This is a genomic window from Archangium gephyra (genome assembly GCF_042230915.1).
Taxonomy (GTDB): Bacteria; Myxococcota; Myxococcia; order Myxococcales; family Myxococcaceae; genus Archangium; species Archangium gephyra_B.
Window position 1 is genome coordinate 11,657,860 of record NZ_CP102578.1, and the last position, 22,197, is coordinate 11,680,056.

General features: G+C 71.4%; 26 protein-coding genes. 14 read left to right on the forward strand and 12 right to left on the reverse strand.

Annotation, left to right across the window (positions count from 1 at the left end; genetic code table 11):
- Positions 1-1,278 carry a hypothetical protein gene (locus NR798_RS46200; protein ID WP_375769022.1) on the reverse strand — a complete coding sequence of 426 codons (1,278 nt, stop codon included), beginning with the start codon at positions 1,276-1,278 and terminating at the stop codon, positions 1-3.
- 56 nt (positions 1,279-1,334) lie between these two features.
- Here NR798_RS46200 and NR798_RS46205 point away from each other — a divergent pair, with 56 nt between their 5' ends.
- Positions 1,335-1,460, forward strand: coding sequence for a hypothetical protein (locus NR798_RS46205; RefSeq protein ID WP_375769023.1), 126 nt, complete (start codon positions 1,335-1,337; stop codon positions 1,458-1,460).
- A gap of 53 nt (positions 1,461-1,513) precedes the next feature.
- A complete protein-coding gene (locus NR798_RS46210) occupies positions 1,514-1,828 on the forward strand; it encodes a hypothetical protein (protein ID WP_375769024.1) in 315 nt (104 codons plus the stop codon).
- Positions 1,829-1,830: 2 nt separating this feature from the next.
- Here NR798_RS46210 and trxA read toward each other — a convergent pair whose 3' ends face one another.
- Positions 1,831-2,157 (reverse strand): thioredoxin, encoded by a 327-nt coding sequence (trxA, locus tag NR798_RS46215; protein ID WP_375769025.1) that lies wholly within the window; start codon positions 2,155-2,157, stop codon positions 1,831-1,833.
- Between the two features lie 142 nt (positions 2,158-2,299).
- A complete protein-coding gene (locus NR798_RS46220; protein WP_375769026.1) occupies positions 2,300-3,208 on the reverse strand; it encodes a LysR family transcriptional regulator in 909 nt (302 codons plus the stop codon).
- Positions 3,209-3,402: 194 nt separating this feature from the next.
- Between NR798_RS46220 and NR798_RS46225 the strand changes: the two genes are divergently transcribed.
- On the forward strand, positions 3,403-4,158 hold the full coding sequence (locus NR798_RS46225; protein WP_375769027.1) for a hypothetical protein: 756 nt from the start codon (positions 3,403-3,405) through the stop codon (positions 4,156-4,158).
- Between the two features lie 35 nt (positions 4,159-4,193).
- Here NR798_RS46225 and NR798_RS46230 read toward each other — a convergent pair whose 3' ends face one another.
- Positions 4,194-5,360, reverse strand: coding sequence for an MBL fold metallo-hydrolase (locus tag NR798_RS46230; protein ID WP_375769028.1), 1,167 nt, complete (start codon positions 5,358-5,360; stop codon positions 4,194-4,196).
- Between the two features lie 156 nt (positions 5,361-5,516).
- Between NR798_RS46230 and NR798_RS46235 the strand changes: the two genes are divergently transcribed.
- Positions 5,517-6,005, forward strand: coding sequence for a hypothetical protein (locus tag NR798_RS46235; protein WP_375769029.1), 489 nt, complete (start codon positions 5,517-5,519; stop codon positions 6,003-6,005).
- Here NR798_RS46235 and NR798_RS46240 read toward each other — a convergent pair.
- Positions 5,995-6,960 carry a zinc ribbon domain-containing protein gene (locus tag NR798_RS46240; RefSeq protein WP_375769030.1) on the reverse strand — a complete coding sequence of 322 codons (966 nt, stop codon included), beginning with the start codon at positions 6,958-6,960 and terminating at the stop codon, positions 5,995-5,997. The genes NR798_RS46235 and NR798_RS46240 overlap by 11 nt on opposite strands.
- Positions 6,957-7,814: a hypothetical protein gene (locus tag NR798_RS46245; protein WP_375769031.1), complete on the reverse strand. Its 858-nt coding sequence runs from the start codon at positions 7,812-7,814 to the stop codon at positions 6,957-6,959. The genes NR798_RS46240 and NR798_RS46245 overlap by 4 nt, the downstream gene beginning before the upstream one ends.
- Before the next feature lie 187 nt (positions 7,815-8,001).
- On the opposite strand from NR798_RS46245, the gene NR798_RS46250 reads away from it, so the two are divergent.
- From NR798_RS46250 to NR798_RS46270, 5 genes are all read left to right on the forward strand, one after another.
- Complete coding sequence (locus NR798_RS46250; protein WP_375769032.1) at positions 8,002-8,487, forward strand: hypothetical protein; 486 nt, start codon at positions 8,002-8,004, stop codon at positions 8,485-8,487.
- A gap of 159 nt (positions 8,488-8,646) precedes the next feature.
- On the forward strand, positions 8,647-9,120 hold the full coding sequence (locus NR798_RS46255) for a hypothetical protein (RefSeq protein ID WP_375769033.1): 474 nt from the start codon (positions 8,647-8,649) through the stop codon (positions 9,118-9,120).
- An 89-nt stretch (positions 9,121-9,209) separates the two neighbouring features.
- Positions 9,210-10,094 carry an S-methyl-5'-thioadenosine phosphorylase gene (locus tag NR798_RS46260; RefSeq protein ID WP_375769034.1) on the forward strand — a complete coding sequence of 295 codons (885 nt, stop codon included), beginning with the start codon at positions 9,210-9,212 and terminating at the stop codon, positions 10,092-10,094.
- A 135-nt stretch (positions 10,095-10,229) separates the two neighbouring features.
- Positions 10,230-11,345 carry an S-methyl-5-thioribose-1-phosphate isomerase gene (gene mtnA / locus NR798_RS46265; protein ID WP_375769035.1) on the forward strand — a complete coding sequence of 372 codons (1,116 nt, stop codon included), beginning with the start codon at positions 10,230-10,232 and terminating at the stop codon, positions 11,343-11,345.
- A 32-nt stretch (positions 11,346-11,377) separates the two neighbouring features.
- Positions 11,378-12,001 carry a class II aldolase/adducin family protein gene (locus NR798_RS46270; protein ID WP_375773927.1) on the forward strand — a complete coding sequence of 208 codons (624 nt, stop codon included), beginning with the start codon at positions 11,378-11,380 and terminating at the stop codon, positions 11,999-12,001.
- Positions 12,002-12,040: 39 nt separating this feature from the next.
- Here NR798_RS46270 and NR798_RS46275 read toward each other — a convergent pair whose 3' ends face one another.
- The gene (locus NR798_RS46275) at positions 12,041-12,391 is read right to left on the reverse strand and encodes a VOC family protein (protein WP_375769036.1); all 351 of its coding nucleotides are present in this window, start codon (positions 12,389-12,391) and stop codon (positions 12,041-12,043) included.
- 85 nt (positions 12,392-12,476) lie between these two features.
- Entirely contained in the window at positions 12,477-13,997 is a 1,521-nt protein-coding gene (locus NR798_RS46280) for an MEDS domain-containing protein (RefSeq protein ID WP_375769037.1), read from the reverse strand.
- A gap of 140 nt (positions 13,998-14,137) precedes the next feature.
- Between NR798_RS46280 and NR798_RS46285 the strand changes: the two genes are divergently transcribed.
- The 4 genes from NR798_RS46285 to NR798_RS46300 all read left to right on the forward strand — a co-directional run bounded on the left by NR798_RS46285 (position 14,138) and on the right by NR798_RS46300 (position 18,417).
- The gene (locus tag NR798_RS46285; protein ID WP_375769038.1) at positions 14,138-14,821 is read left to right on the forward strand and encodes a hypothetical protein; all 684 of its coding nucleotides are present in this window, start codon (positions 14,138-14,140) and stop codon (positions 14,819-14,821) included.
- A gap of 149 nt (positions 14,822-14,970) precedes the next feature.
- Complete coding sequence (locus NR798_RS46290; RefSeq protein WP_375769039.1) at positions 14,971-15,945, forward strand: ArsA-related P-loop ATPase; 975 nt, start codon at positions 14,971-14,973, stop codon at positions 15,943-15,945.
- The gene (locus NR798_RS46295; protein ID WP_375769040.1) at positions 15,942-17,063 is read left to right on the forward strand and encodes an ArsA family ATPase; all 1,122 of its coding nucleotides are present in this window, start codon (positions 15,942-15,944) and stop codon (positions 17,061-17,063) included. Before NR798_RS46290 ends, NR798_RS46295 begins: the two co-directional genes overlap by 4 nt.
- 169 nt (positions 17,064-17,232) lie before the next feature.
- On the forward strand, positions 17,233-18,417 hold the full coding sequence (locus NR798_RS46300) for a CBS domain-containing protein (protein ID WP_375769041.1): 1,185 nt from the start codon (positions 17,233-17,235) through the stop codon (positions 18,415-18,417).
- Between the two features lie 57 nt (positions 18,418-18,474).
- Here NR798_RS46300 and NR798_RS46305 read toward each other — a convergent pair whose 3' ends face one another.
- From NR798_RS46305 to NR798_RS46320, 4 genes are all read right to left on the reverse strand, one after another.
- Complete coding sequence (locus NR798_RS46305; protein ID WP_375769042.1) at positions 18,475-19,272, reverse strand: Rieske 2Fe-2S domain-containing protein; 798 nt, start codon at positions 19,270-19,272, stop codon at positions 18,475-18,477.
- Complete coding sequence (locus tag NR798_RS46310; protein ID WP_375769043.1) at positions 19,269-19,853, reverse strand: YceI family protein; 585 nt, start codon at positions 19,851-19,853, stop codon at positions 19,269-19,271. Before NR798_RS46310 ends, NR798_RS46305 begins: the two co-directional genes overlap by 4 nt.
- A gap of 44 nt (positions 19,854-19,897) precedes the next feature.
- Positions 19,898-20,599: a hypothetical protein gene (locus NR798_RS46315; protein WP_375769044.1), complete on the reverse strand. Its 702-nt coding sequence runs from the start codon at positions 20,597-20,599 to the stop codon at positions 19,898-19,900.
- A 159-nt stretch (positions 20,600-20,758) separates the two neighbouring features.
- Positions 20,759-21,184 carry a nuclear transport factor 2 family protein gene (locus tag NR798_RS46320; RefSeq protein ID WP_375769045.1) on the reverse strand — a complete coding sequence of 142 codons (426 nt, stop codon included), beginning with the start codon at positions 21,182-21,184 and terminating at the stop codon, positions 20,759-20,761.
- Positions 21,185-21,362: 178 nt separating this feature from the next.
- Between NR798_RS46320 and NR798_RS46325 the strand changes: the two genes are divergently transcribed.
- On the forward strand, positions 21,363-22,154 hold the full coding sequence (locus tag NR798_RS46325) for a hypothetical protein (RefSeq protein ID WP_375769046.1): 792 nt from the start codon (positions 21,363-21,365) through the stop codon (positions 22,152-22,154).
- Positions 22,155-22,197: the final 43 nt, after the last annotated feature.

Sequence of the window (22,197 nt, forward strand, 5' to 3'; positions counted from 1 at the left end):
TCACTCCGCGCGCCAGTGCCGCACCACCCGCCCCACGGCCTGGTGCGCCGCCCAGGAGGGAACCTCGGCCCACAGCGCCTCCTCGCCTCGCACCAGCTCCATCCACGACGAGCCTCCCAGGTTCCACTTCAGCTCGTCCGGCTCCCACAGGATGTTCTCGGGGTTGGTTTGGACGGCCTTGCGCAGGAGCGCGTCGAGCCGCTCCTCGGGCAGGAGGTGGAGCTGCTCGAGGATCGTCTCGAGGGGGACGTCCACCTTGTCGCGCGAGCGCCACGCGGGCCCGCTCGCGCTTCCCGTGGGCGCGGTGAGGGCGTCGAGCAGCCCCGTGCGCCGGAGGGACGGGAAATAGACGATGTACCCGGGCCGGAGCACTCCGAGCCCCCTCGGGAGGGCCTCCGTGGAGGGAATCTCACCCGGAGGAGAGCGGTACATGTCCAGCACGACCATCGGGGGCGGAGGGCCGCGCCTGGCCACGACACGGAACTCCGGGCGGCGGTGGATGCAGAGGAGCGCGGCGAGCCTCCAGGCCCGCGGCACGTGGCGCAGGGTCATCTTGACGGGCCCGCGCACCTTCACGGTGCTCGACGCGTCCACGGTGACCTGGCCATCTTCGAGCGAGGACAGCGACACCTGGACGGGCTCGCCCAGGCGCGGCTTCCAGAGCAGCCGCTCCGAGGTGAGCCAGTAGTGCCCGGTGCGCAGGGAGAACCAGGCGTAGAAGAGCAGGGACAGCGGCGCGCCCACCCATCCCCCCACCAGCGGCGAGACGAAGCTCCACACCAGGAAGAAGAACACGAAGTGGGTGAAGGGGGGCCAGCGCGCGCCGCCCTCGAGCAGCACCGTCTCTCCTTCGCCAGGAGGCAGGGGCAGCGGCTTGAGCGCCACGGCCTCGAGCCGTCCGAGCCGCTCGGCCAGCGAGCCCTCCGCGCGCAGGGAGAGCCGCCGGGCGATGTGCCCCGACAGCGCCGTGCGCTCCTCTTCGAGGCTTCGCAGCCACCGGCTCGCGGGGCCCTCCGGCTCCTGCCCGGCCCGGCGCTGGAGCCGCGCGAGCGCCTCGGGCAGGGCGGCCTCCGCGCCCAGCGTGTTCCGCAGCAGTCCTGGCGCCTGGCGCAGCTGCTCCTTCCAGCCCCTGCGCTGGAGCGCGGCGGACAGCTCGCGATAGCGCGCGGAGTACCCCTCGAGCACCTCCAGCCCTCCCTCGAGCTGCCGGCGCAGGCTCGCCATCTCCGCGCTCTCGGGCTCGAGGCCGCCAGTCCGTGCCCTTTCCTGTTCTCCCATCCCGGCAGCCTTCTGTGCGGCGGCGACCTGGGTCAAGTCCTCGAATTTCCTACCGGTTGAGACGCTCCCCGTGTTTCTGGGACTCTCCCAACACCGGCGTCATTCCCTACGCGGACATGGAGGAGCGCATGGAAATCGCCTACATGCCGCTGCACCCGGAGCTGCTCTCCAACTGGCTGTAGGCAGGGGCTTCAGGGTTTACTGGGGGCTCCCGTTTTTCCCCCAAGGAGCCCCCATGCGCCTGTCGAAGCTTTTCGCCGCCGCCTGCCTGTCGCTGACCCTCGCCGCCTGTGGCGGGAGCGAGTTCGCCGACGAGTCCACCCAGCCCGACACCCTCTCCAGCGTGGAGCAGCGGGTGGAGCCCGTGCCGATGTGCCCCTCTGGAGAGACGACCCTCTACTGGGAGGAGCCGAGCGGGGTGTGCGGTGGGTGCACCGTGTCGCGCCAGCCGGGGCAACCCACGCGCAAGTACGCGGCCTGCTCCGGGAATGTCTCCGGGACGAAGGCCATCATCGGCAACTACTGCAAGACGCCGTGTGAGCTGCTCTAGCCTCAGAGCACCTGCTGGAAGGCGCTCGCCAGCTTCGCCCGCGGCACGGCCCCGACAATCTGGCCCACCACCTTGCCCTGCTTGAAGAAGAGCAGGGTGGGCATCGAGCGGATGCCGTACTCCTGCGCCGTCACCAGGTTGTCGTCCACGTCGAGCCGCGCCACCTTCACCCGGCCCTTGTACTCGGAGGCGAGCGCCTCCAGCGCCGGCTTGATGGCGCGGCACGGCGCGCACCACTCCGCCGTGAAGTCCACCAGCACCGGCTCCTGCGCCTCCAACACCTCGCGGCGGAAGTCCGGGTCCTTCAGGTCGATGATGTCCGTGGTCATGGCGTGTCCCTCGGTTTCTGGGTGGACGCGTCCTGGCCTCCATGGCCATCGCCCCACCTCCCACGCCAAGACTTAACGGCGGCCCCGCGCGCGCACGAGAGCCCAGCGCGCAATGCATTGTTCCGCGAAGAGCCCCATCACCTCAGTGCTCCCAGGGAAGCGCGGTGCGGCGCTCGGCGAGCATGTCGAGGAAGGCGCGCACCTTGGACGGCAGTTGCCGGCTGCTCGGGTAGACGGCGTAGAGGGGCAGGCCCGGCGGCGTCACCGCCTCCAGCACGGGGACGAGCACGCCCGAGCGCACGTCCTCCGCGACGAGCACCGTGGGCAGGCGCACCAGCCCGAGTCCCGCCCGCGCCGCCGCATGTCCGGCTCGCACGCTGGGCACCTGCAACCGGCCGCTCACCGGCACCGTGCGCGAGCCTCGTGGGCCCGTGAAGAACCACACCTCGTCCGTGCCCGGCTCGGCGATCAGCACGCACTCGTGGCCCGCGAGTGCCTCCGGCGACTGCGGCGTGCCGCGCCGGCTGAGGTAGGCCGGGCTCGCGTAATAACCCGTGCGCACGTGTCCGAGCTGCTTCGCCACCATGGACGAGTCCATCAGCGGCCCGGTGCGCAGCGCCAGGTCGTACTCCTCGGCGATGAGGTCCACGTGCGCCTGGGCGAGCGACAGCTGCACGCGCACCTGCGGGTGGCGCAGGAGGAACTCGGCGAGCACCGGCGTGAGCAGCTCGCCCAGCAGCGAGAAGGTGGCCACCCGCAGCGTGCCCCGGGGCGTGCCGCGCGACTCGCTCACCGCCCGGTTCACCGCCCGCGCCTCCGCGACGAGCCGCGCGCAGTGGGCGTGGTACTCGCGCCCCGGCTCGGTGAGCCTCAGCCGCCGCGTGTTGCGCTCGAGCAGCCGCGTCCCCAGCCGCTCCTCCAGCGCCGCCAGCCGCCGGCTCACCGTCGACTTGCGCAACCCCAGCCGCGCCGCCGCCGCGGTGATGCCTCCCGCGCTCACCACCTCGGCGAAGACGAGCATGTCATCGAGCAACGGAGGAGTCGGGGCCACGGCGTGCCAGCCTACGCCTCCCGCGCACGGCCCCGGGTCGAAATTCGAGCCAGCGCCCTCCGGGGAGTGACGAGCCCCACCGGAAGGGGAGACCCGGGGAAGAGGGCAACGACAGACATCAACCGACCGGGCCCGGGAGGACCGATGGCGGTGGGCCCTCCCTCTCTTCGCCATGATGGCGTCATGATACGTCCATGCCCTCGACGTGTCCCCGCTGCGGCGCTCCCGATGTGGTGCCTCTGGTGTACGGCCTCCCCAACACGCGAGCGCTCGACATGGCCGACCAGGGACTGCTCCGCCTCGGCGGCTGCGACATGCTCGAGGGCGCGCCCAGCCTGCACTGCATGAAGTGCCAGCACGCCTGGGGATCGGCGAAGGGACCCGAGGCCCCGGAGTACAAGGAGGCGATGGCGCGGGCCGTCTCGGCGTTCCGCCCCATTCCCGAGCCGGTCCGCCGGGAGCGCATGTACCAGCGCAGGGTGCAGCCCTTGCTCGATCGCGTCCTGCCCGCGGCCGTGGCGGAGGGAGCGGAGTGCCTCGTCATCGAATACGTGGCCCGCTCCCAGCGCTGGGAGGATGGCCCCAACGTCTTCCTCGTCCATGGCGAGCGCCGGGAGTTGATCGAGGACGGCGGCCTGGCGGGGTACCTCCTGGACAAGACCCTCCCGATTGAAGAACAGGGCGATGACCTGTTCCTCCGTGTACGCGTCCAGGGCCAGGAAGTGATGCTGGAGCTCGAACCGGACCGGGAGGAACAGCGGGTACGGCTCTCCCTCCGCCTCGAGGCGCTCACCGCCCTGCGGCTCGAGCCCGTCGAGCCCCTCGAACGCCGGCCCTCCTGCCGCTATTGCGGTGGCCCGCTTCGCACGGCTCGTGCCGCCCAGTGCTTCGGCTGTGGAATGGACTGGCACGACCCGAACAACGTCGTGAGCAACCGCCCCCGGCGATAAACTCTCCTCTCCCGGGGGAGAGGGAATAGACTTTCTCAGTTCATCTTTGTGGAGACGATGGGGTGCTGCGCCGCGGTGTCCCAGGGCAGCTGCGGCCACCAGCGCTCGCGCGCGGGCGGGGCCGCGGGCTCGATGCTCTGGCCGGGCCGGGGGATGACGACCGTGTCCCCCTCCCGCGCGGCGGCCGCGAGCACACGCTCGATGGGCTCGGTCCACCCGTGGGCCGCGAGGGTGAACAGCCCCCAGTGCACGGGCAGCAGGACGCGGCCTCCCACCATCCGGTGCGCGAGCACCGCCTGCTCGGGCCCGATGTGCCAGTCGGGCCATGCGCTGTGGTACTGGCCCACCTCGATCATCGTCACGTCGAAGGGCCCCAGGCGCGCGCCAATGTCCTTCATCGCGGGGAACAGCCCCGTGTCGCCCGAGTAGTACGCGCGGTGCTCCGGGCCCAGCAGCGCGAAGCCCGCCCACAGCGTCGCGTCCTTGTCGATGCCCGTGCGCCCCGACGCGTGACGCGCGGGCGTGGCCACAATCTCCAAGCCCCGCACCCGCGTGCGCTCCCACCAGTCGAGCTCGACGATGCGCGCCTCGGGCACGCCCCACGACGCCAGGTGCGCGCCCACCCCGAGTGGCACGACGAAGGTGGTGTCCCAGTCCTTCATCGCCACCAGCGTCGGATGGTCGAGGTGATCATAGTGGTCGTGCGAGATGACGACCGCGTCGACGGGCGGCAGTTCCCCGAGCGCGATGGGGGGCGAGTACCAACGCTTGGGGCCCACCCAGCCCAGGGGCGAGGCGCGCTCGCTCCACACGGGGTCGGTGAGGACGCGGTGGCCGTCCAGCTCGATGAGCGCCGAGGAGTGGCCGAGCCAGGTGACGCGCAGGCCCGTGGCCGGGGGCGTCTCGAAACGGCGGCGATCTCCGGGCACCGTGGGCAGCGGCTCGGCGGGGCCCACGTACGGGCTCGCGGCGAACATGGCCGTCATGGAGCGCCACCAGTCGTTGGAGAGCGGCTGCGGGTTCTCGAAGTGGCCGCCCTGCCACTGCGGCGAGCGCTCCATCCGGGCGCGCCGCTCCCCACTGGCCTTCTTCCCCATCGCGGTCCACGCATCGGCGGCGGTGGCGGCGAGTGCGATGACCCCCAACAATCCCAACCACCGGGCGCCGCGCGCCAGCACTCCGCGCTTCTTGCTGCTCTTCATCCGCGCACCCTACCCCGCTGCCGCCTTTCCAACAGCCCACCCACGCCAGTGGCCGCCGTCCAACGCTTGCTCCCCTTCTCCCCGGCGCGCCTTCCGATCGGGCCACATAATCCGGGTTGTGGGGTTTTTCCCAGCCCTCACGAGGAGGTGACGGCGATGATTCTCTTCGAGGACACGCTGTGGCCGCTGCTGCACCTGAAGTTCGTGGGGGAGCACACCCCGGCGCAGTACGAGGAGTACCTCGCGAAGCTGGAGAAGTCCCTGCGGCGGCCGGGGCCATGCCTCATCCTCGCCGACACCAACGTCGCCCAGTCCATCCCGCTCGCGCATTGCCGGCGGCAGGTGGAGTGGTGCCGCGAGCACGAGGCGCTGATCCGCGAGAAGGTGCTGGGCGTGGCCTTCGTGGTGACGTCGACGCTCGCCCGGCTGTCGCTCAACATCGTCGTCCAGCTGGGGCCCCTGCCCCCCTACACCTTCGTGTCCCACGCCCGGGCCGCCGGTGAGTGGGCGGCCGAGCGCTTCAGCGACGTGGGCCTGCTGCAGCCCTCGGTGCGGGTGCGCCAGCACTTCGGCCTGCGGCCCGTCGCGGCGGCCGCCGGAGCCCCCTGGGAGCGGGCCGCGCACGGCGAGCCGCTCAGTTCGTGAAGACGAGCACCAGCAGCGCCAGCACCAGCAACACGGCGCCCACCACCAGCACCACCTTCGCCCAGGACAGCGGCGCGTCGCCCAGCACCACGCCCGCGTCCTGCCCGTGCACCACCACCCGGTACACCTTGCCCCGGTACTGGTAGGCCAGCACGTACGCCGGCAGCGCGTAGCGCTTCGTCTCCAGGCTGGAGAGCACCACCGCCACGTGCAGGTTGCGCACGCTGCTGCCCGGTACGTGCTCGTGCTTCATCTCCTCGGCCGCCAGCGCCTCCACCGCCGCCAATATCTGCTTGCGCGCCCCCGAGCGTGTCACGTCGAAGCGCTCCACCTGCGCGTCCTCCGGCCCGCGCGGCGCCTGCTCCTGCGTGCCCAGCTGGTAGTGCTCCGCCAGCTTCTCGCACTCGCGCTCCGTCAGCCCTCGCGACGCGGACACCAGAATGTTCTCGAAGCTCATCGCCTCCTGGCCCGAGTGCGGCGCCCAGGCCGAGCGCCTGCTCCCCGCGTTCGAGTCCGCCGTCCAGCTCACCCGCGCCCCCGCGGTGAAGCCCCACGCCGGCCACCACATGGGCCGCAGCGACTGCAGCGCCGCCGACGCCGCCAGGTCCGACGGCCGGAAGAAGCGCTTCTCCCCGAGGAAGCGCCCCAGCGCCTCGCGCGCCGCCGCCTCGTCCACCGTGAAGGGCAGGAAGGCCTCCGCCTGCTCCAGTGGATCCGCCATCGTCTCCACCTGCATCACCGAGGCGCAGAAGGCACACCGCGGCGCCTTCACCTCCGCCGAGTACTCCAGCGACGCGCCGCACGTCACGCACCGCACCACCTTCGCCTGCACCTTCTCCAGCAGCACGCCCCGCTCACGCGGCTCGGCCACCGACAGCGCGCAGATGGGGCAGCGCAAATCCCCCACCTCCAGCGCGCTCCCGCACCGCTCGCACCCCGTCACCACCGCGCTCATGAGCGGCCTCCCTGGTTCATCCACAGGTACACGCCCAGCCCCAGCGCCACCACGGCCAGCACCGTCAGCACCACCTTCACCCAGGAGATGGGCACGTCGCCGTGCACCTCGCCCGACTGCCCGTTCACCACCACCCGCAGCGGCGGCTTCTCCGCGTCATAGCGCGCCGCCAGCACCCAGACGGGCACCAGGCACACCTCCAGCGACTCCGCGCTCAGCCGCGTCTCCACGTGCTGCATCCGGTGCGAGTCCCCCGGCATGAAGGCGCCCACCCGCTGCTTCACCTTCTCCACCGCCTCCGCGCGCGCCATCTTCAGGCACTCCTCGCGCGAGAGCGACGGCTCCTCCGCCACCCACCCCGCCACCAGCGCCGGCTCGTAGCGCGCCAGCATCCGCAAGTCGAAGGGCTCGAGGTGCTCCAGTTCCACGTTGGACAGCCCGCGCGAGGCCGTCACCAGCACGTCCGGCACGTACTCGGCATGCGAGCCCTCCAGCGAGCGCCACTCCGTCTTCGTCACCGTGCGCGTCCGGGTGACCGTCTTGCCGTTCTCCGTCGTCGTGTACGTCTCCGTCTCGGTGTAGTTCTCCCCGATGGAGGCGCTGTACTCCGTCTGCGCCAGCGCGCTGTAGAGGTACGCCGGCACGTAGATGCCCCGCACGTCCTGCAAGGGCGCCTTCTTGAGCCCCGAGTGGCTCCACGGATGGCGCGTGCGCAGCCAGTGCTTCACCTTCTCCGCCGCCGACGGCTGCGTCATCGCGAAGCCCAGCGCGAAGGTGGGCGCGGGCCGGTCCACGCTCGGCGGCCGCTCCACCACCGACGGCGCCGCGCAGTAGGGGCATACCGTCGTGCGCAATTCTTCCGCCACCACGAGATCCGCCCCACATGATTGGCACCGTAAGTTCATCTCAGCCTCCTGGCCGCGTGCGCGCGCGGCTGAAGTGAGCCTCCATTACCATCGCATTCCACTCAACTTTCCTCCCGAATTGCGGTACATCCACCCACCCTTGCTCCGCTTTCACTCCAACACCCCTCAGGATGGAATGCCTCTGGCCTTCCCCATCTCCTTCGCGCTCCCCAGCGACACGGTGTCACCCATCACGGTGGATGGACGCCTGTGGCCGCTATTGGTGGTGAAGCTGGGTCCGAGCTCCACGATGCAGGAGTTGGACGCGTACCTGGCGGAGCGCACGGCGTACCTGGCGCGGGGTGAGCCGCACGTGTGCATCGTCGACGCGCGCGAGGTGCTCATGCCGGCGGTGTGCCTGCGCCAGCGCTACACCGACTGGCTGCGCGAGCACGAGGCGTCGCTGCGCCGGTGGATGCTGGGCACGGCGTACATCGCCCAGACGCCTGCGGTGCAGATGATGGTGAGCGTCATCCGCCACGTGTCGCGGATGACCACGCCCTTCGTCATCACCGCCACCATGTCGCCCGCGGCCGCCTGGGCCGCCGAGCGCTTCCAGGAAGTGGGCCTCTCCCAGGCCGCCACGCGCATCCGCGCCCAGTACGCCGTCCCCGCGAGCTGACGTCTCCTCCGCTCGCCCGCTTCCCCGCCTCGCGGTTCCGTTGACGCCTCGGATTCTTCCCTAGGAAGAATTTTTTGCTCCGGTTCCGTATGCTGTGCTGGGGAGCGAACCTGCCCCGGCATGGGGCGGCTCGCCCCGGGGGTTTCCAGAGTGAGTCCGATGAATCCACACACCTCCATCGACGGCGTCGAGGTGGACGACGCACTCTGGCCCCTGCTCGTCGTGAGGTTCCTGGGCGTGCCCACCACCGCGCAGGTGCAGGCCTACCTCGAGCGGGTGACGGGCTACCTGGAGCGGGACGGGCGCCACGCCGTCATCTTCGACTCGAGCGGGATGACGGGAATCGGCCAGACGCACCAGTACCACCTGCAGGCCGAGTGGCTGAAACGGCATGACGCGCGGCTGAAGCAGGTGCGGCTGGGCGCCGCCTACATCATCCAGTCGCCGGTGGTGCGGCTGGCGGTGAGCGTCGTGTACTACCTGCGGCCCACGACGATGCCCTACCTCATCACCGCGAAGCAGGGCGAGGCAGCCGGGTGGGCGGCCGCGCGGCTGGACGAGGACGGGCAGCACGAGGCGGCCCAGCGCGTACGCGAGCACTTCGGCCTGAATTCCCAGCGCCACACCGGGTGAGCGGCCCGGGGGCCCATCTTCCTGTTGCCTCCACGGAGCACGGCGGGAAGAGTGGGGGCCTGTCCCTGCCGTCCCCCCCGGAGCTCCCCATGGCGCACCCGTCCCCGCCCGTTATCGGCATCATCGGAGGCAGCGGCCTCTACCAGATCGATGGCCTGCAGGATGTCACCTGGCGCAAGGTGTCCTCTGCCTTCGGAGAACCCTCGGACGAGCTGTGCTTCGGCACGCTTCAGGGCACGCCGGTGGTGTTCCTGCCGCGCCATGGCCGGGGCCACAAGCTGTCGCCGTCGGAGATCAACTTCCGCGCCAACATCGACGCGCTCAAGCGGGTGGGGGTGACGGACATCCTCTCGGTGTCGGCGGTGGGCAGCCTGCGCGAGGACCTGCCTCCGGGCACCTTCGTGGTGGTGGACCAGTTCATCGATCGCACCTTCGCGCGCACGAAGAGCTTCTTCGGCACGGGCTGCGTGGCGCACGTGTCCATGGCGAAGCCGGTGTGCACGCGCCTGGGCGACGCGGTGATGAGCGCCATGCAGGGGCTGGACATCCCGGCGAAGCGCGGCGGCACGTACCTGGTGATGGAGGGGCCGCAGTTCTCCACGCTCGCCGAGAGCGAGCTGTACCGGAGCTGGGGCTGCAGCGTGATCGGCATGACGAACATGCCCGAGGCCAAGCTCGCCCGCGAGGCGGAGCTCTGCTACGCGTCGGTGGCCATGGTGACGGACTTCGACTGCTGGCACCCGGGCCATGACGCCGTCACGGTGGACCAGGTCATCGCCGTGCTGACGGCCAACGCGGGCAAGGCGCGCGGGCTGGTGAAGAACGTGGTGCCGCTGCTGGGCAAGCACGCGGGCCCGTGCCGCCACGGCTGCCAGACGGCGCTCGACCATGCCCTCATCACCGCCCCCGAGGCGCGCGATCCCGCCGTCCTCCAGCGGCTCGAGGCCGTGGCCGGCCGGGTCCTGAAGCGCTAGCACCCACCCTCTCCCTGTTTCCAGGAAAGTGCCTGTCCCCCTCCTCCCTCTCCCTCTGGGAGAGGGTCGGGGTGAGGGTATGGGTTCTACTATCCTGTCCCCCCCGGACATCCCCTCGCCAGGAGACACCGCCTCATGAAGGTCCACGGAAAGCCGATGCGCAGCGTCTGGGTCGAAGCCGACGGCTGGTCGGTGGGAATCATCGATCAGACGCACCTGCCGCACGCCTTCGTGACGCTGCGGCTCACGACGCTGGAGGAGGCCGCGCACTCCATCCGCTCCATGCAGGTGCGCGGGGCGCCGCTCATCGGCGCGGTGGCGGCCTACGGGGTGTGCCTGGGGCTGCGCGTGGACGCCTCGGACGGGGCGCTCGAGCGCACGTGCGCGCTGCTGCAGGCCACGCGGCCCACGGCGGTGAACCTGCGCTGGGCGCTCGACGAGATGCGCCAGACGCTGAAGCCCCTGGCCCCGGCGCAGCGGGTGGCGGCGGCGTACCAGCGCGCGCTGGCCATCGCTGACGAGGACGTGGCCATCAACCACGCCATCGGCAAGCACGGGCTGGGGCTCATCGAGTCGGCGTGGGAGCGCAAGGGCCGCCAGGGCCGGGTGAACGTGCTGACCCACTGCAACGCGGGCTGGCTGGCCACGGTGGACTGGGGCACGGCGCTCTCGCCCATCTACCAGGCGCATGACAAGGGCATTCCGGTGCACGTCTGGGTGGACGAGACGCGGCCGCGCAACCAGGGCGCGGGCCTGACGGCGTGGGAGTTGGGGCAGCACGGGGTGCCGCACACCGTCATCGTGGACAACATGGGCGGGCACCTGATGCAGCATGGGCAGGTGGACTTGTGCATCGTGGGCACGGACCGCACCACGGCGCGGGGCGACGTGGCGAACAAGATTGGCACGTACCTCAAGGCGCTGGCGGCGAAGGACAACGGGGTGCCCTTCTACGTGGCGCTGCCCTCGCCCACCATCGACTGGACGCTGGAGGACGGGGTGAAGGACATCCCCATCGAGCAGCGCGATGGGCGCGAGGTGACGGACCTGAGCGGGCGGCTGCCCTCGGGCGAGGTGGTGACGGTGCGGGTGACGCCGGAGGGGAGCCCGGTGGCCAACTACGGCTTCGACGTGACGCCGGCGCGGCTGGTGACGGCGCTCGTCACGGAGCGCGGGGTGTGCGCGGCCACGCCCGAGGGCCTGCTGTCGCTCTTCCCCGAGCGGCGGGCGCTGCGAGGGACGGGGACGTGAGCACGGTGGGGCACCTGGCGCTGCGCGAGGCGATGATTCTCACGGCGCGGCGGATGAACGCGTCGGGGCTGAACCAGGGGACGAGCGGCAACCTGAGCCAGCGGGTGGAGGACGGCTTCCTGCTGACGCCGACGGGGATGGACTACGACACGCTGGTGCCGGAGGACCTCGTCCTGATGCGCATGGATGGGAGCCACGAGGGGCGGCGCGCGCCGTCGTCCGAGTGGCGCATCCACCGGGACATCCTGGTGCGGCGGCCCGAGGTGGGTGCGGTGCTGCACGCGCACTCGATGTTCTGCACGAGCCTGGCGTGCCTGCGGCGGGGGATTCCGTCGTTCCACTACATGGTGACGGCGGCGGGGGGCGAGGACATCCGGTGCGCGCCGTACGCGACGTTCGGCACGGAGGAGCTGTCGAGCCACGCGGTGGAGGCGCTGGAGGGGCGCAAGGCGTGCCTGCTGGCGAACCACGGGATGCTGGCGTTGGGCAAGGACCTGGCGGGAGCCTTCAAGCTGGCGGTGGAGGTGGAGACGCTGGCGGCCATGTACTGGCGCGCGCTGCAGGTGGGCGAGCCCGTGCTGCTCGACGCGGCGGAGATGGCCCGCGTCCTCGAGAAGTTCAAGACGTACGGGCAGCAGCCGGCGCCCAAGGGCTGACGGACGGGGTTCGCTGGAGCCGCGGCGGCCGACCCCGATTCAGCCGTGAACGAGGATGTTCACCAACTTGCCGAATGGATCGCGCACGAAGAACCGGCGCACGCCCCAAGGCTCGTCGACCGGGCCGTACTCCACGGGGATCTTCGCCTTCTTCACCCGGCGCAGCACCGCTTCCAGATCGTCCACCTCGATCGACAAGTCTGGCGCCGGGGCACCCGAGCCTCCTTCCGAGATGAAACTGATCTGCACCTGCATCTCCTCTTCGGACCCGTAGGTCGCGATCCATCCCATGTCCATGAGGATCTCGAGACCGAGGATGTCCTTGTAGAAGCGGGCGGCTGCCGCTGGTGCCGGGCTCACCACGTTGGCGACGATTCTTTTGACTCGCATGGAGAACGGGTCGTAGCAGAACCGTGCCGTGCGGCGCCTGTTCGTGCGCCCTGCCTCACGGAGCCAACCCAGGTGACGCATACCCTCACCCCAGCCCTCTCCCGGAGGGCGAGGGAGTGCGGCGCGGCAACACCACGCGGAACGTGGAGCCGTGTCCCAGCTCGCTCTCCACCTCGATGGTGCCCTCCAGCGCCTGGACGATCTGCCTCGTGATGTAGAGCCCCAGTCCCAGCCCTCCGTAGTGGCGCCCCGACACCGCCCGCTCGAACTTGCCGAAGATGCGCTCCAGGTGCTCCGGCTCGATGCCGATGCCCTCGTCCCGCACCACCAGCACCGCCCGCTCCGGCTCCCCCCGCACCGCCACGTGCACCGGCTTCCCCGCCCCGTACTTCAGCGCGTTGGACAGCAGGTTCGTCATCACCTGCTCCAGCCTCAGCCGGTCCCACCTCCCCACCACCCTCCCCTCCGCCACCACCTCCACCGCGCTGCCCGCCTTCGCCGCCTGCTGCGCGAACCGCTCCACCACCTCCCGCACCACCTCCACCAAATCCAACTCCTCACACGTCAGCGCCAGCCGCCCCTGCGTCAGCCTCGACACGTCCAGCAGCGCCTCCACCAGCGCCGTCAGCTTGCGCAACTGCTGCTCCGCTCCCCGCGCCACCATCACCACGCGCTCGCGCGGCACCGCCTCCCCCTCGCTCCCCTCCACCTCCCGCCTCAACCCCTGCAGCCTCAGCCGCAGCGGCGTCAGCGGCGTCTTCAGCTCGTGCGACGCCACCGAGAGGAACTCGTCCCGCGCCCGCACCGCCTCGCGCGCCTCCTCGTACAGCCTCCCGTTCTCCACCGCCTGCTCCGACAGCCGGATTCCCAGCAGCACCAGCTTGCGCTCGGCCTCCCTCACCCGCCTCAGCTGCCGCACCATCCACTCCACCCGCCCCGCCTCCGACTCCTGCCCCAGCAACATCTCCGGCGTCTCGTAGAAGAGGTTCTCGTGCACCTCGTCCCCGAGGATGACCCGCGGGTGCGTGCGCAGCACGTCGTGGATGACCTCGGGCGAGAAGCGCTTGCGGTTGTACTGGCAGTTGGCCATCGCATGGCTGCCCGGCAGGAAATGGTTGAGCAGCGACTCGTAACGGATGAGCTCCTGGCGGCTCGGCTCCGGCCCCAGCGCCCAGCTCATCTCCCCCGTCGCGCACACCCCCGTGAAGCCTGCCGCCAGGGACTCCTGCTCCACCCGCCGGAAGTAGTCCACCATCGCCTCCGGCTCGAACCGCCCCCCGCGCAGGAAGACCTCGCGCTGGGTGAGAAAGACGAGCGCCCCCCGCGCCCGCTCCCGCTCCACCTCCACCCCGTGCGCCTCCAGCACCGCGGCCACGTCGTCCACGCTGTGCTCGTCCACCACGTACACGCAGCGCTCGCCCCGCTCGAGCCCCTGCCGCACATAGGGCACCATCGCCACCACCTGCTCCTCGGGCCGCTCGTACACGAGGCAGACGTGGTCCCCCAGCCCCAGCCGCTTCAGCTGCCGGGCCGTCTCACCCACCGCCGCTCCGGCCTCCAGCAGCACGGGCGGCGAGGTGGGCGTCTGCATGGGTGCTTCGTTCATGACCACGCCCCTTCCCAACCCATGTCCACGCGCCTTTTCCACCGCAAGGGACGGCCCTTTTCCCTCGCACTCCCGCTCCCCGGACATGTCAGACCCATCCGTTAATGTCTTCACATCACGACTTCTCAGGGAGGCACTTCATGAACGGACTTACGGAGTCACCTCACGTCTCGGTGAACAAGCTGGGCCGCTACCTCACGGCGACGCCCGCGCTCCGCAAGCGGCTCATCGAGGCGCAGAAGCACCCGCCGGATCCGCAGTACCTGCGCTACCCCGAGGCCGCCCACGCCATCACCGACTTCCTGTGCCGCGGCCAGGACGAGGCCCTCCTGCGCCAGCACCAGCACCGGCTGGCCACCAGCGTCTTCGCCGACGACTTCGACACGCAGCGCGCCCGGCTGTGCATCGAGGCCATGGAGCACTACCGCAAGCTGCACCCGCGCCTGGGGCTGCAGGGCGTGGTGGCCAGCGAGGTGGGCCACGAGCCGCCCGTGCTGCACATGGCCGGCGTGGCCATCCGCGTCTTCCCCCAGGTGGTGCTGCAGTCGGTGGACCGGAACGGCAACAACAAGGTCGGGGTGATGAAGCTGTATTTCTCCAAGCACCACCCGCTGGACGAGCGCTCCGGGCAGTACATCTCCACGCTGCTGCAGGCCTTCGCCGAGCAGCACCTGGCGGCGCTCGGCCCCATCGACACGAAGCTGGTGCGCGTGGTGGACGTGTTCGCCGGCAAGGAGTTCCTGCCGCCCAAGGCCCGGGTGCGCCGGCTGTGCGACGTGCAGCGCGCGTGCGAGGAGATCGCCGCCCGCTGGCCCGTGCAGTAGGGGCCAGTCCCCTGGCCGGTGCAGTGACGTCCAGCGGACGCTCGGGCGTGCCCGCCGGGTGACTCCCACCCGGTGGCTTCCCTTGTCGTCCCGGGCAACGGTCGTTATGACTGCCTTCCTCGTACGACACCTTGGGAGGGGCGACGGCCTTGCTCGACGCACTGTGGGAACGGAGGGCGCTGCTCGTCTCGGGCAAGGGGGGGGTGGGCAAGACGACGCTCGCGGCGGCCCTGGCACGCGCCGCGGTGGCCGCGGGCAAGCGGGTGCTGCTGGCCGAGGTGGAGGTGGGCTCCGAGGAGCAGGACAGCCCCTCCACCCTGGGCGCGCTGGTGGGTGCCCCAAGTGTCTCCGGCACCGGTGTCCGGGAAGTCGCCCCGGGCCTGTCCTTCGTGCGCCTGTCCGCCATGGAGGGCCAACGCCTCTTCCTGCAGGACGTCTTGCCGCTGCGTGTCATGGCCGAGGCCGCCATGCGCACCCGCGCCCTGCGCCGCTTCCTCGAGGCCGCCCCCGCGCTCCGGGAGATGGGCGTCCTCTTCCAGATGCTCCACTTCGTGCGCCGCACGCGCCCGGATGGCAGCCCCCTCTACCCGCTGTGCATCCTGGATCTGCCGGCCACCGGCCATGCGCTGGCCATCGCCGCGCTGCCGGACGCGCTGCTGTCCGTCATGCCCGGGGGGCCGATCGGCCGCTCGGTGCGCGAGGGACTGGCGCTGCTGAGGGATCCGCGGCTCACCGGGGCCCTGCTCGCCACCCTACCCGAGCCGCTGCCGGTGAGCGAGACGCTGGAGCTGGCCACCGCCATCCAGCGCCACCGCATCCCCATCGCCGCGGGGGTGCTCAACCGAATGCCGGACAACCCCTTCTCGCCAGACGGGCGCGCCGCGGTGGAGCGGCTGCTCGACGAGCACGGGCCGCACCGGGGGCAGCGCGCGCTGGGGCGGCTGGACCGCGCCCGCGAGGCCCAGGCCCGGCTGGCGGGCAACCTCCCGGCCCCGCTGCTCACCGTGCCCGAGCTGCCCGGCGCGGGCCCGGAGCTGGTGGAGCGGCTCGCCGTGCACCTCGCCCGTCTCACCGTCCATCTCGCGGCTCCGCCCAAGGCCGAGCGCGCCGGAGCCCCCTCATGAGCCAGAGCCTCCAGTCCCTGCTGCGGGAGAAGCGAGTCCTCGTGCTGTGTGGCGCGGGCGGCGTGGGGAAGACGACGACGGCGGCGGCGCTCGGCGTGGCGGCGGCGCGCGCGGGCCGCAAGGTGCTGGTGCTCACCATCGACCCCGCGCGGCGGCTCGCCGAGGCCATGGGCCTGTCCGAGGGCGGCGCGGAGCCCACCCCCATCGCCCCCGAGCGCCTCTTCGCGGGCCAGGAGCCCGGCGCGGGCCGGCTGGACGTGTGGATGTTGGATCCCCGCGTCGTCTTCGAGCGCTTCGTGCGGCGGCTGTCGCCCACGCCCGAGGCGGCGCGCACCATCCTGGAGAACCGCCTCTACCGCTTCCTGTCGGACCTGGTGGCGGGCATGCAGGAGTACGCGGCGGCCGAGGCGCTGGACAACTTCCTGGACGAGGGCCGCTACGAGCTCATCGTCCTGGACACGCCACCGAGCCGCCACGCGCTGGACTTCCTGGAGGCGCCGGGACGGCTGGCGCGCTTCCTGGACGACCGCATCGTCTCCGTCTTCCTGCCGGAGGAGAAGGGACGCGGGGGGCGGCTGTGGCGCAAGACGTCGCAGCTGGTGGGCAACGTGCTGGGGAGCATCTTCGGCGAGAGCTTCACCCAGGAGATGAAGACCTTCATGGGGGCCTTCAGCGGGCTGTTCGCGGGCATCCGGCTGAGGGCGGACCGGCTGCGCTCGCGGCTGACGTCGCCGGACGCGGCCTTCCTGCTGGTGACGTCGCCGGAGGGGGCCTCGCTGCAGGAGGCGGCCTTCTTCCGGGACATGCTGCGCGAGAAGGGGCTGCCCTTCGCGGGCTTCGTGCTCAACCGCAGCTGGGCGCGCGAGGACGGGATGACGTCGCCCGAGGCGCTGCTGCGGCACGTGGAGGACGCGGGCGCCGCGCGCGACGGGGTGGAGGCGCTCATCCGCCTGGCCGACCTGGAGCGGGCGCGCGCCGAGGCCCACCGCGGCGTGCTGGAGCGGCTCGCGGAGAAGCTGCCCGCGGGCGCCGTGGCGGTGGCCGCTCCCGAGGCCGGGGGCGAGCTGGAGGACTTCGGGGGCCTCGTGCGCCTGGGCGAGGCGCTCGCCACGCCGTAGGGGAAGCCTGTCCCGCGGGGCAACGCGGGTGTCCGGAGACGGGCACTCGGGGAGGGGGCGCATGCCCGGGGGCGGACAGCCCGGCGCGCCGTGCCCCCGGGGGCCCTTGGAGGATGCCGGGTGCGTGCCGAGCCTCCCGCGGCACACACCTACAGGAGGACGCATCCCCATGGCCCAGAGGCACACCGATGATGGCCGGGACACCCCGCGCGGCTCGCCGCCCAACGGTACCCCCGGAGAGCGCGAGCGCCGCGCCGCGGAGGCCCCACCGGGCTCGCGCGAGCGCTCCGAGTCCGATGTCACCGGCTGGAGCACCGAGCGTGACGAGCCACCCGAGGTGCGCGAGGGCCGCTTCCACCGCGCCGCCCAGCTGCGCATGGCCCAGCCGCGCACCGAGGAGGGCATGCCGCCCCCCGAGGACGACACCCGCTTCGAGCGGGGCCCCCAGCGCCGCGGCCTCCTGCACTGGGGCCGGGGCCGTCCCGTCGAGCGTCCGGGGCGCCCCTCCGGCGTTCCCCATGGCCCCTATGGCCGGGATGATCGCAACGCCGAGGACGCCGCGGGCATGGGCTCGGGGCCGCTGCTGGGCGAGCAGGAGCGCTACCACACGCTGGAGGACAACCATCCGCCCCGCGAGTACCGCCCGTTCGAGCGCTCCGGCACCGGGCAGGAGCCGGGCGGGAGTGCCCCCTACGAGGACCGGGGCGGGCGCGAGATGCGGGGCGAGCCGCGGGGCCGCGAGCTGCGCGGTGGCCCCGGGCAGCGCTGGCGCGAGGAGCGCGTGCAGGAGGACCGTCCCGGGGCGGAGCAGCGCGAGGGCACGGGCGAGGTGTACGCGGGGCTGATGGGCATGGGCCAGCCGGCGCCGCGCGGGGAGGGCCAGCGCCGGGGCCGCTGGAAGCGCGAGCCGCTGAACGCGCGGGAGATCATGACGCGCACCGTGAAGAGCGCGCAGCTGGACAGCAGCCTGCGCGAGGTGGCGCGCATCATGAAGGACGAGGACTGCGGCGTGGTCCCGGTGGTGGACAAGCAGGGACGGCTGCGGGGCCTCATCACGGACCGCGACCTGGTCATCCGCACGCTGGCCGAGGGACGGCCGCCGGACACCCTGCACGCCCGGGACATCATGACGGACGACGTGGAGGTGGTGACGCCGGACGAGGACATCCACGGCATCATCGCGTTGATGGGCCGGCGCCAGGTGCGCCGCGTGCCGGTGGTGGAGCGGGATGACCGGCTGGTGGGCATCATCTCGATGGCGGACATCGCCACGCGCGCCGACTACGACGAGGAGCTGCAGCAAGCGCTGGACCACATCTCGGCCCGGCGCTCGTTCTGGAGCCGCCTCTACTAGGGTTCTCCCCTCTCCCCTCTCCCTCTTCCGGGGGAGAGGGGAAGTGGGGGGAAGTCGCTACACGATGGTCACGGTGACACCCGTGGCATCGCTCGTCACGGTGAACTTCGTGAGCGGCCTCGTCGCCGGGCCCTGCGTCACCTCGCCCGTGCGGGTGAAGCGCGAGAAGTGGCAATCACAGTACAGGTCCGTCTCCGCCTCCCGGTAGCGCACGGGGCACTTCGCGTGGGTGCAGATGGAGTCCACCGCCGAGTACGACCCGTCCTCGAGCGCGAAGACGAAGATGAGCTTGCCGTAGCCCTGGGGAGTGCCCTGCACCCGGCCCCCCGCCGTCCGCAGCTGGGGGAAGTCCGTGAAGGGGAAGAAGACCTTCCCACCGACGACCGCGGGGAAGCCCACCTCGCCTGCCACGAAGTCGATGGTGAGCTCGTCCGCCTCCGAGTCGTAGCTCGAGGTGTACGTGCTCAGCGGCGCGCGGGCGGGCGGGTGCGTCACCCTCCCGTCCAGCGCGAAACGCGAGAGGTGGCACGGGCAGATGGCCTCGCCGTCCTCGAAGCCCAGCGGGCACCCCGAGTGGGTGCAGGTGTTGGACACCACGGCGTACTGGGTCCCCTGCGGGTGCATGACGAGCAGGTTCTGCTCCTCACCTTCCACGCGCAGGGTGACGGCGCCGCCTGGGCGCGCCAGGTCCGGATAGCGGCTCACCTTCAACACCACGCGCCCGCTCGAGTCCTTCGTCGCGTCCAGCACCGGCGCGGGAGAGATATCCGGCGCGCACCCGGCCACGCCCGTGGCCGCCGCGCCCGCTCCCGCGCCCACCAATCCCTTGAGAAAACCCCGGCGGTTGGTGCTCACTTCGCCTCCTGAAGCTGGAACTTCGTCTCCAGGTCGAGCGCGTCGTCCACCTTCACCATCAGCAGCGAGGGACGCTCCACCTTGAAGGCCTCCAGGCTGATCTGGAAGCTGCCCGTGGCCGTCACGTCCTTGGCCGAGGTGAACACCACCCGCAGGGGCACCTCCACCGCCTGCTTCACGCCGTGGAAGGTGAGCTGGCCCTTGAGCGCCACCGCCTGCTCCGAGGGGAAGGTGGTGGGCACCTTCACGCCAGAGGCCACGCCCTTGAACTCGATGGTGGGGAACTTCGGCTCCTCGGTGGCCTCCTTCATGTGGGAGTCCCGGTTGGAGTTGCCCGAGTCGAAGTCGGCCACGTTGGCGCGCACGGCCACCTGCAGGGTGCCGTCGGGGAGCAGCCGCGCCTTGCCCTCGGTGGGGCGCGCCGTGCCCTCCACCACGTGCAGCTTGTGCTTGAGACGGTAGGTCAGCGAGCTGTCCGCGGCGCGCACCGAGTACGAGCGCGGGGCGGGGGCCGCCTCCTGCGCGAGCGCGGACGTGGACAAGAACAACGTGGCCAGCAGGGCCAGGGACGAGCTTTTCATGACAAGAGCCTCCGGGTGTCTCAACGCGTATGCCTGTTGCGTATTCAGAAGACGATCATCAGGGCGCCCGCACCGACGGCGCCCAGGGTCGCATACCCCACCACCTGGTGCGCCGTGACCAGGTCCACCTGGGACAGCTTGCCCTCGTGGTTTCCCGTCACGATGCCGAGCACCACCTGCGTGAGCATGCCGGCGGTGGCCAGGGAGACGAAGAGCTTGTGCAGGGTGATGGTGTCCAGGCGCAGCTCCTTCTTGAAAGGAGTGGGCGCGAACAGGCCGAGCAGGCCCGTGCTGGTGAACAGCGTACTGGAGCCGATGACGAGGCCCGTGTGCCAGGCGTCGAAGCGGTGGGTGTCGCCTCCGCCGCGGTAGCGATCATTGAAGTGCAGCTGCCCCACCACCACCGTGGCGGCCAGCGTCGTCAGCGTGGCGAGCCCTAGGCCCTGGTGCAGCGTGAGCATGGTGCGGCGGGCGGCGATGGCCTTCTCCAGCTCGGGGTCCACCAGCTTCGGCGTCTCCGCGGCCGGCGAGGGCTCGAGCAAGTCGAAGTCCATGTCCGGCTCGGACTGCTGCACCGGAGCATCGGCCGGGGGCTGCGCGGCGGGCTCCGGCTCGGACTTCTCGGGGGGCTGGGAGGACTTCTTGGAGGTCTGCGCCGGCTGGGCGGACTTCTTCCCGGCGGCGTGGGCGCGCGTGGCCGGCGCGGCGAGCAGCAGGGCCAACAGGACAACGGCGGTGCGGGACATCGCTTCCCCTTCAGGCAAGGAACGCGTCCCAGTATGCGCCAACGTCTCGGTGCGTTACACGTCGATAGATGACGGACGCGCCCCCGCCAAGCTCTTCCACCGCCGTGGAAAAAAGGGCGTGGGGCTCCGTCTTCCCGGGAGCCGGGCAACCCGGTGCGCTCAGGCCGGCGCGGTGGCCGGGACCTCCGAGCGCTGCGCGGTGCCCTGGGACAGCTCCTGGCCCAGCACGCGCGGATCGAAGTAGGCGTAGAAGCGCGAGATGCGATCGCCGTCCCACTCGAGGATGGAGACGCCCTCGTAGTCCACCGCCGCGCCGTTGTGCGCGGTGCCGCTGGACTCCCACTCGAGCGCCACGCGGTCTCCGGCTTCGATCATGTTGCGGAAGGTGGACTTCACCTGGCGCAGCATGCCCTTGTACTCGCGCCAGAAGTCGCGAGCGCCGTCGCGGCCGTGGAAGGTGCGCCGGGAGGCCACGTTGCTCACCTGCGCGTCCTCACTGAAGAGCTCCAGCAGGGGCTCCACGTCGCCGTTCTCCTCCAGCCTGGCCAGTGCGTCCACGAAACGCTGCGCTCGCTCCATCGCCATGGGGGTCCTCGCTCCGTCCGAGTCAGGGGTCCTGAGTCAGGGTCTTATGACTCGCACGGTGCGCATGGCCTCCAGGCGGTGCCTCACGCACCGGCTGCCCGCCCGTCCGGCATGCGGGGGGCGCGGGCATTGGCCGCGTGCCACCCGGTCTGGGTTCGCATTAGGCTCGCGGGTGTCCATGCAACGCCTCCAGCACGCCCCGCCCGCCTCCACCGAGGAGGGCGCCGAGCCCGTCGCGTCCCTGCCCGCCTTCGAGCCGGTGCCGGTGCGCGAGCGCCTGGAGCTGCTGCGGCTGTCGGGCGTGGCGCCGGACGAGGTGGACACCTTCCTGGCCGGGCTCGAGGCGCCCTCCCTGCCGGGCGAGTCCCCGCGCGAGCGGGCGGACCTGCTGTTGGAGCTGCTGGAGGAGGAGCGGCTGTGTGAGCTGACGGGCAGCTCCGGACGCCGGGTGGGGCTCGCGGCGCTGGAGACGCTGCTGCGGCTCGGCTACCCGTACGCCTTGGATGTGACGCCCGAGATGCTCGCCCGCGCGCGCGGCCCCGAGCCCCTTCTCTCCTCGCGCGCCTTCGCGGGACTGGGGCTCACGGGCCTCAACGTCCTGGTGCCCGTGCTGCTGCTGCACCAGGAGTTCCTCGCCTACGTCGATGCCCTGCTCGACGACGGCATCAGCCTGGGCAGCGACGAGGTCTTCTCCGGCCCCGCGCGCTACCTGCCCCTGCTCGTGCTGGCGCTGCTCACGCCGCCGGTGCTCTCGGCCCTCATGGCCTGGAAGAAGTCCCGCCTCGCCCAGACGCTGCTCACCGGGGTGCAGGCGATGGTGGGCCTCGTGCTGCTGCTCCTGGCGCTGAGCGAGCCGGCGGGCGACTTCTGGGTGTATGGCGTGGACCGGCTCGTGCTGGCCCTCTCCGGCGTGCTGGCCTGGGTCATCGCCTTCTGCCTGCATCCGCACGAGGAACCGCCGGAGCCCTGACGGGGCGCCCCGGAAGACACCCCAGAAAAGACAATGACCGCGG

Excerpts from the sequence above, each read along its gene's own strand:
- NR798_RS46200 (WP_375769022.1), bottom strand. The coding sequence starts at position 1,278 with ATGGGAGAACAGGAAAGGGCACGGACTGGCGGCCTCGAGCCCGAGAGC.
- NR798_RS46210 (WP_375769024.1), top strand. The coding sequence starts at position 1,514 with ATGCGCCTGTCGAAGCTTTTCGCCGCCGCCTGCCTGTCGCTGACCCTC.
- trxA (WP_375769025.1), bottom strand. The coding sequence starts at position 2,157 with ATGACCACGGACATCATCGACCTGAAGGACCCGGACTTCCGCCGCGAG.
- NR798_RS46225 (WP_375769027.1), top strand. The coding sequence starts at position 3,403 with ATGCCCTCGACGTGTCCCCGCTGCGGCGCTCCCGATGTGGTGCCTCTG.
- NR798_RS46230 (WP_375769028.1), bottom strand. The coding sequence starts at position 5,360 with ATGAAGAGCAGCAAGAAGCGCGGAGTGCTGGCGCGCGGCGCCCGGTGG.
- NR798_RS46235 (WP_375769029.1), top strand. The coding sequence starts at position 5,517 with ATGATTCTCTTCGAGGACACGCTGTGGCCGCTGCTGCACCTGAAGTTC.
- NR798_RS46240 (WP_375769030.1), bottom strand. The coding sequence starts at position 6,960 with ATGAGCGCGGTGGTGACGGGGTGCGAGCGGTGCGGGAGCGCGCTGGAG.
- NR798_RS46250 (WP_375769032.1), top strand. The coding sequence starts at position 8,002 with ATGCCTCTGGCCTTCCCCATCTCCTTCGCGCTCCCCAGCGACACGGTG.
- NR798_RS46255 (WP_375769033.1), top strand. The coding sequence starts at position 8,647 with ATGAATCCACACACCTCCATCGACGGCGTCGAGGTGGACGACGCACTC.
- NR798_RS46260 (WP_375769034.1), top strand. The coding sequence starts at position 9,210 with ATGGCGCACCCGTCCCCGCCCGTTATCGGCATCATCGGAGGCAGCGGC.
- mtnA (WP_375769035.1), top strand. The coding sequence starts at position 10,230 with ATGAAGGTCCACGGAAAGCCGATGCGCAGCGTCTGGGTCGAAGCCGAC.
- NR798_RS46270 (WP_375773927.1), top strand. The coding sequence starts at position 11,378 with ATGATTCTCACGGCGCGGCGGATGAACGCGTCGGGGCTGAACCAGGGG.
- NR798_RS46275 (WP_375769036.1), bottom strand. The coding sequence starts at position 12,391 with ATGCGAGTCAAAAGAATCGTCGCCAACGTGGTGAGCCCGGCACCAGCG.
- NR798_RS46280 (WP_375769037.1), bottom strand. The coding sequence starts at position 13,997 with ATGAACGAAGCACCCATGCAGACGCCCACCTCGCCGCCCGTGCTGCTG.
- NR798_RS46285 (WP_375769038.1), top strand. The coding sequence starts at position 14,138 with ATGAACGGACTTACGGAGTCACCTCACGTCTCGGTGAACAAGCTGGGC.
- NR798_RS46295 (WP_375769040.1), top strand. The coding sequence starts at position 15,942 with ATGAGCCAGAGCCTCCAGTCCCTGCTGCGGGAGAAGCGAGTCCTCGTG.
- NR798_RS46300 (WP_375769041.1), top strand. The coding sequence starts at position 17,233 with ATGGCCCAGAGGCACACCGATGATGGCCGGGACACCCCGCGCGGCTCG.
- NR798_RS46310 (WP_375769043.1), bottom strand. The coding sequence starts at position 19,853 with ATGAAAAGCTCGTCCCTGGCCCTGCTGGCCACGTTGTTCTTGTCCACG.
- NR798_RS46315 (WP_375769044.1), bottom strand. The coding sequence starts at position 20,599 with ATGTCCCGCACCGCCGTTGTCCTGTTGGCCCTGCTGCTCGCCGCGCCG.
- NR798_RS46320 (WP_375769045.1), bottom strand. The coding sequence starts at position 21,184 with ATGGCGATGGAGCGAGCGCAGCGTTTCGTGGACGCACTGGCCAGGCTG.
- NR798_RS46325 (WP_375769046.1), top strand. The coding sequence starts at position 21,363 with ATGCAACGCCTCCAGCACGCCCCGCCCGCCTCCACCGAGGAGGGCGCC.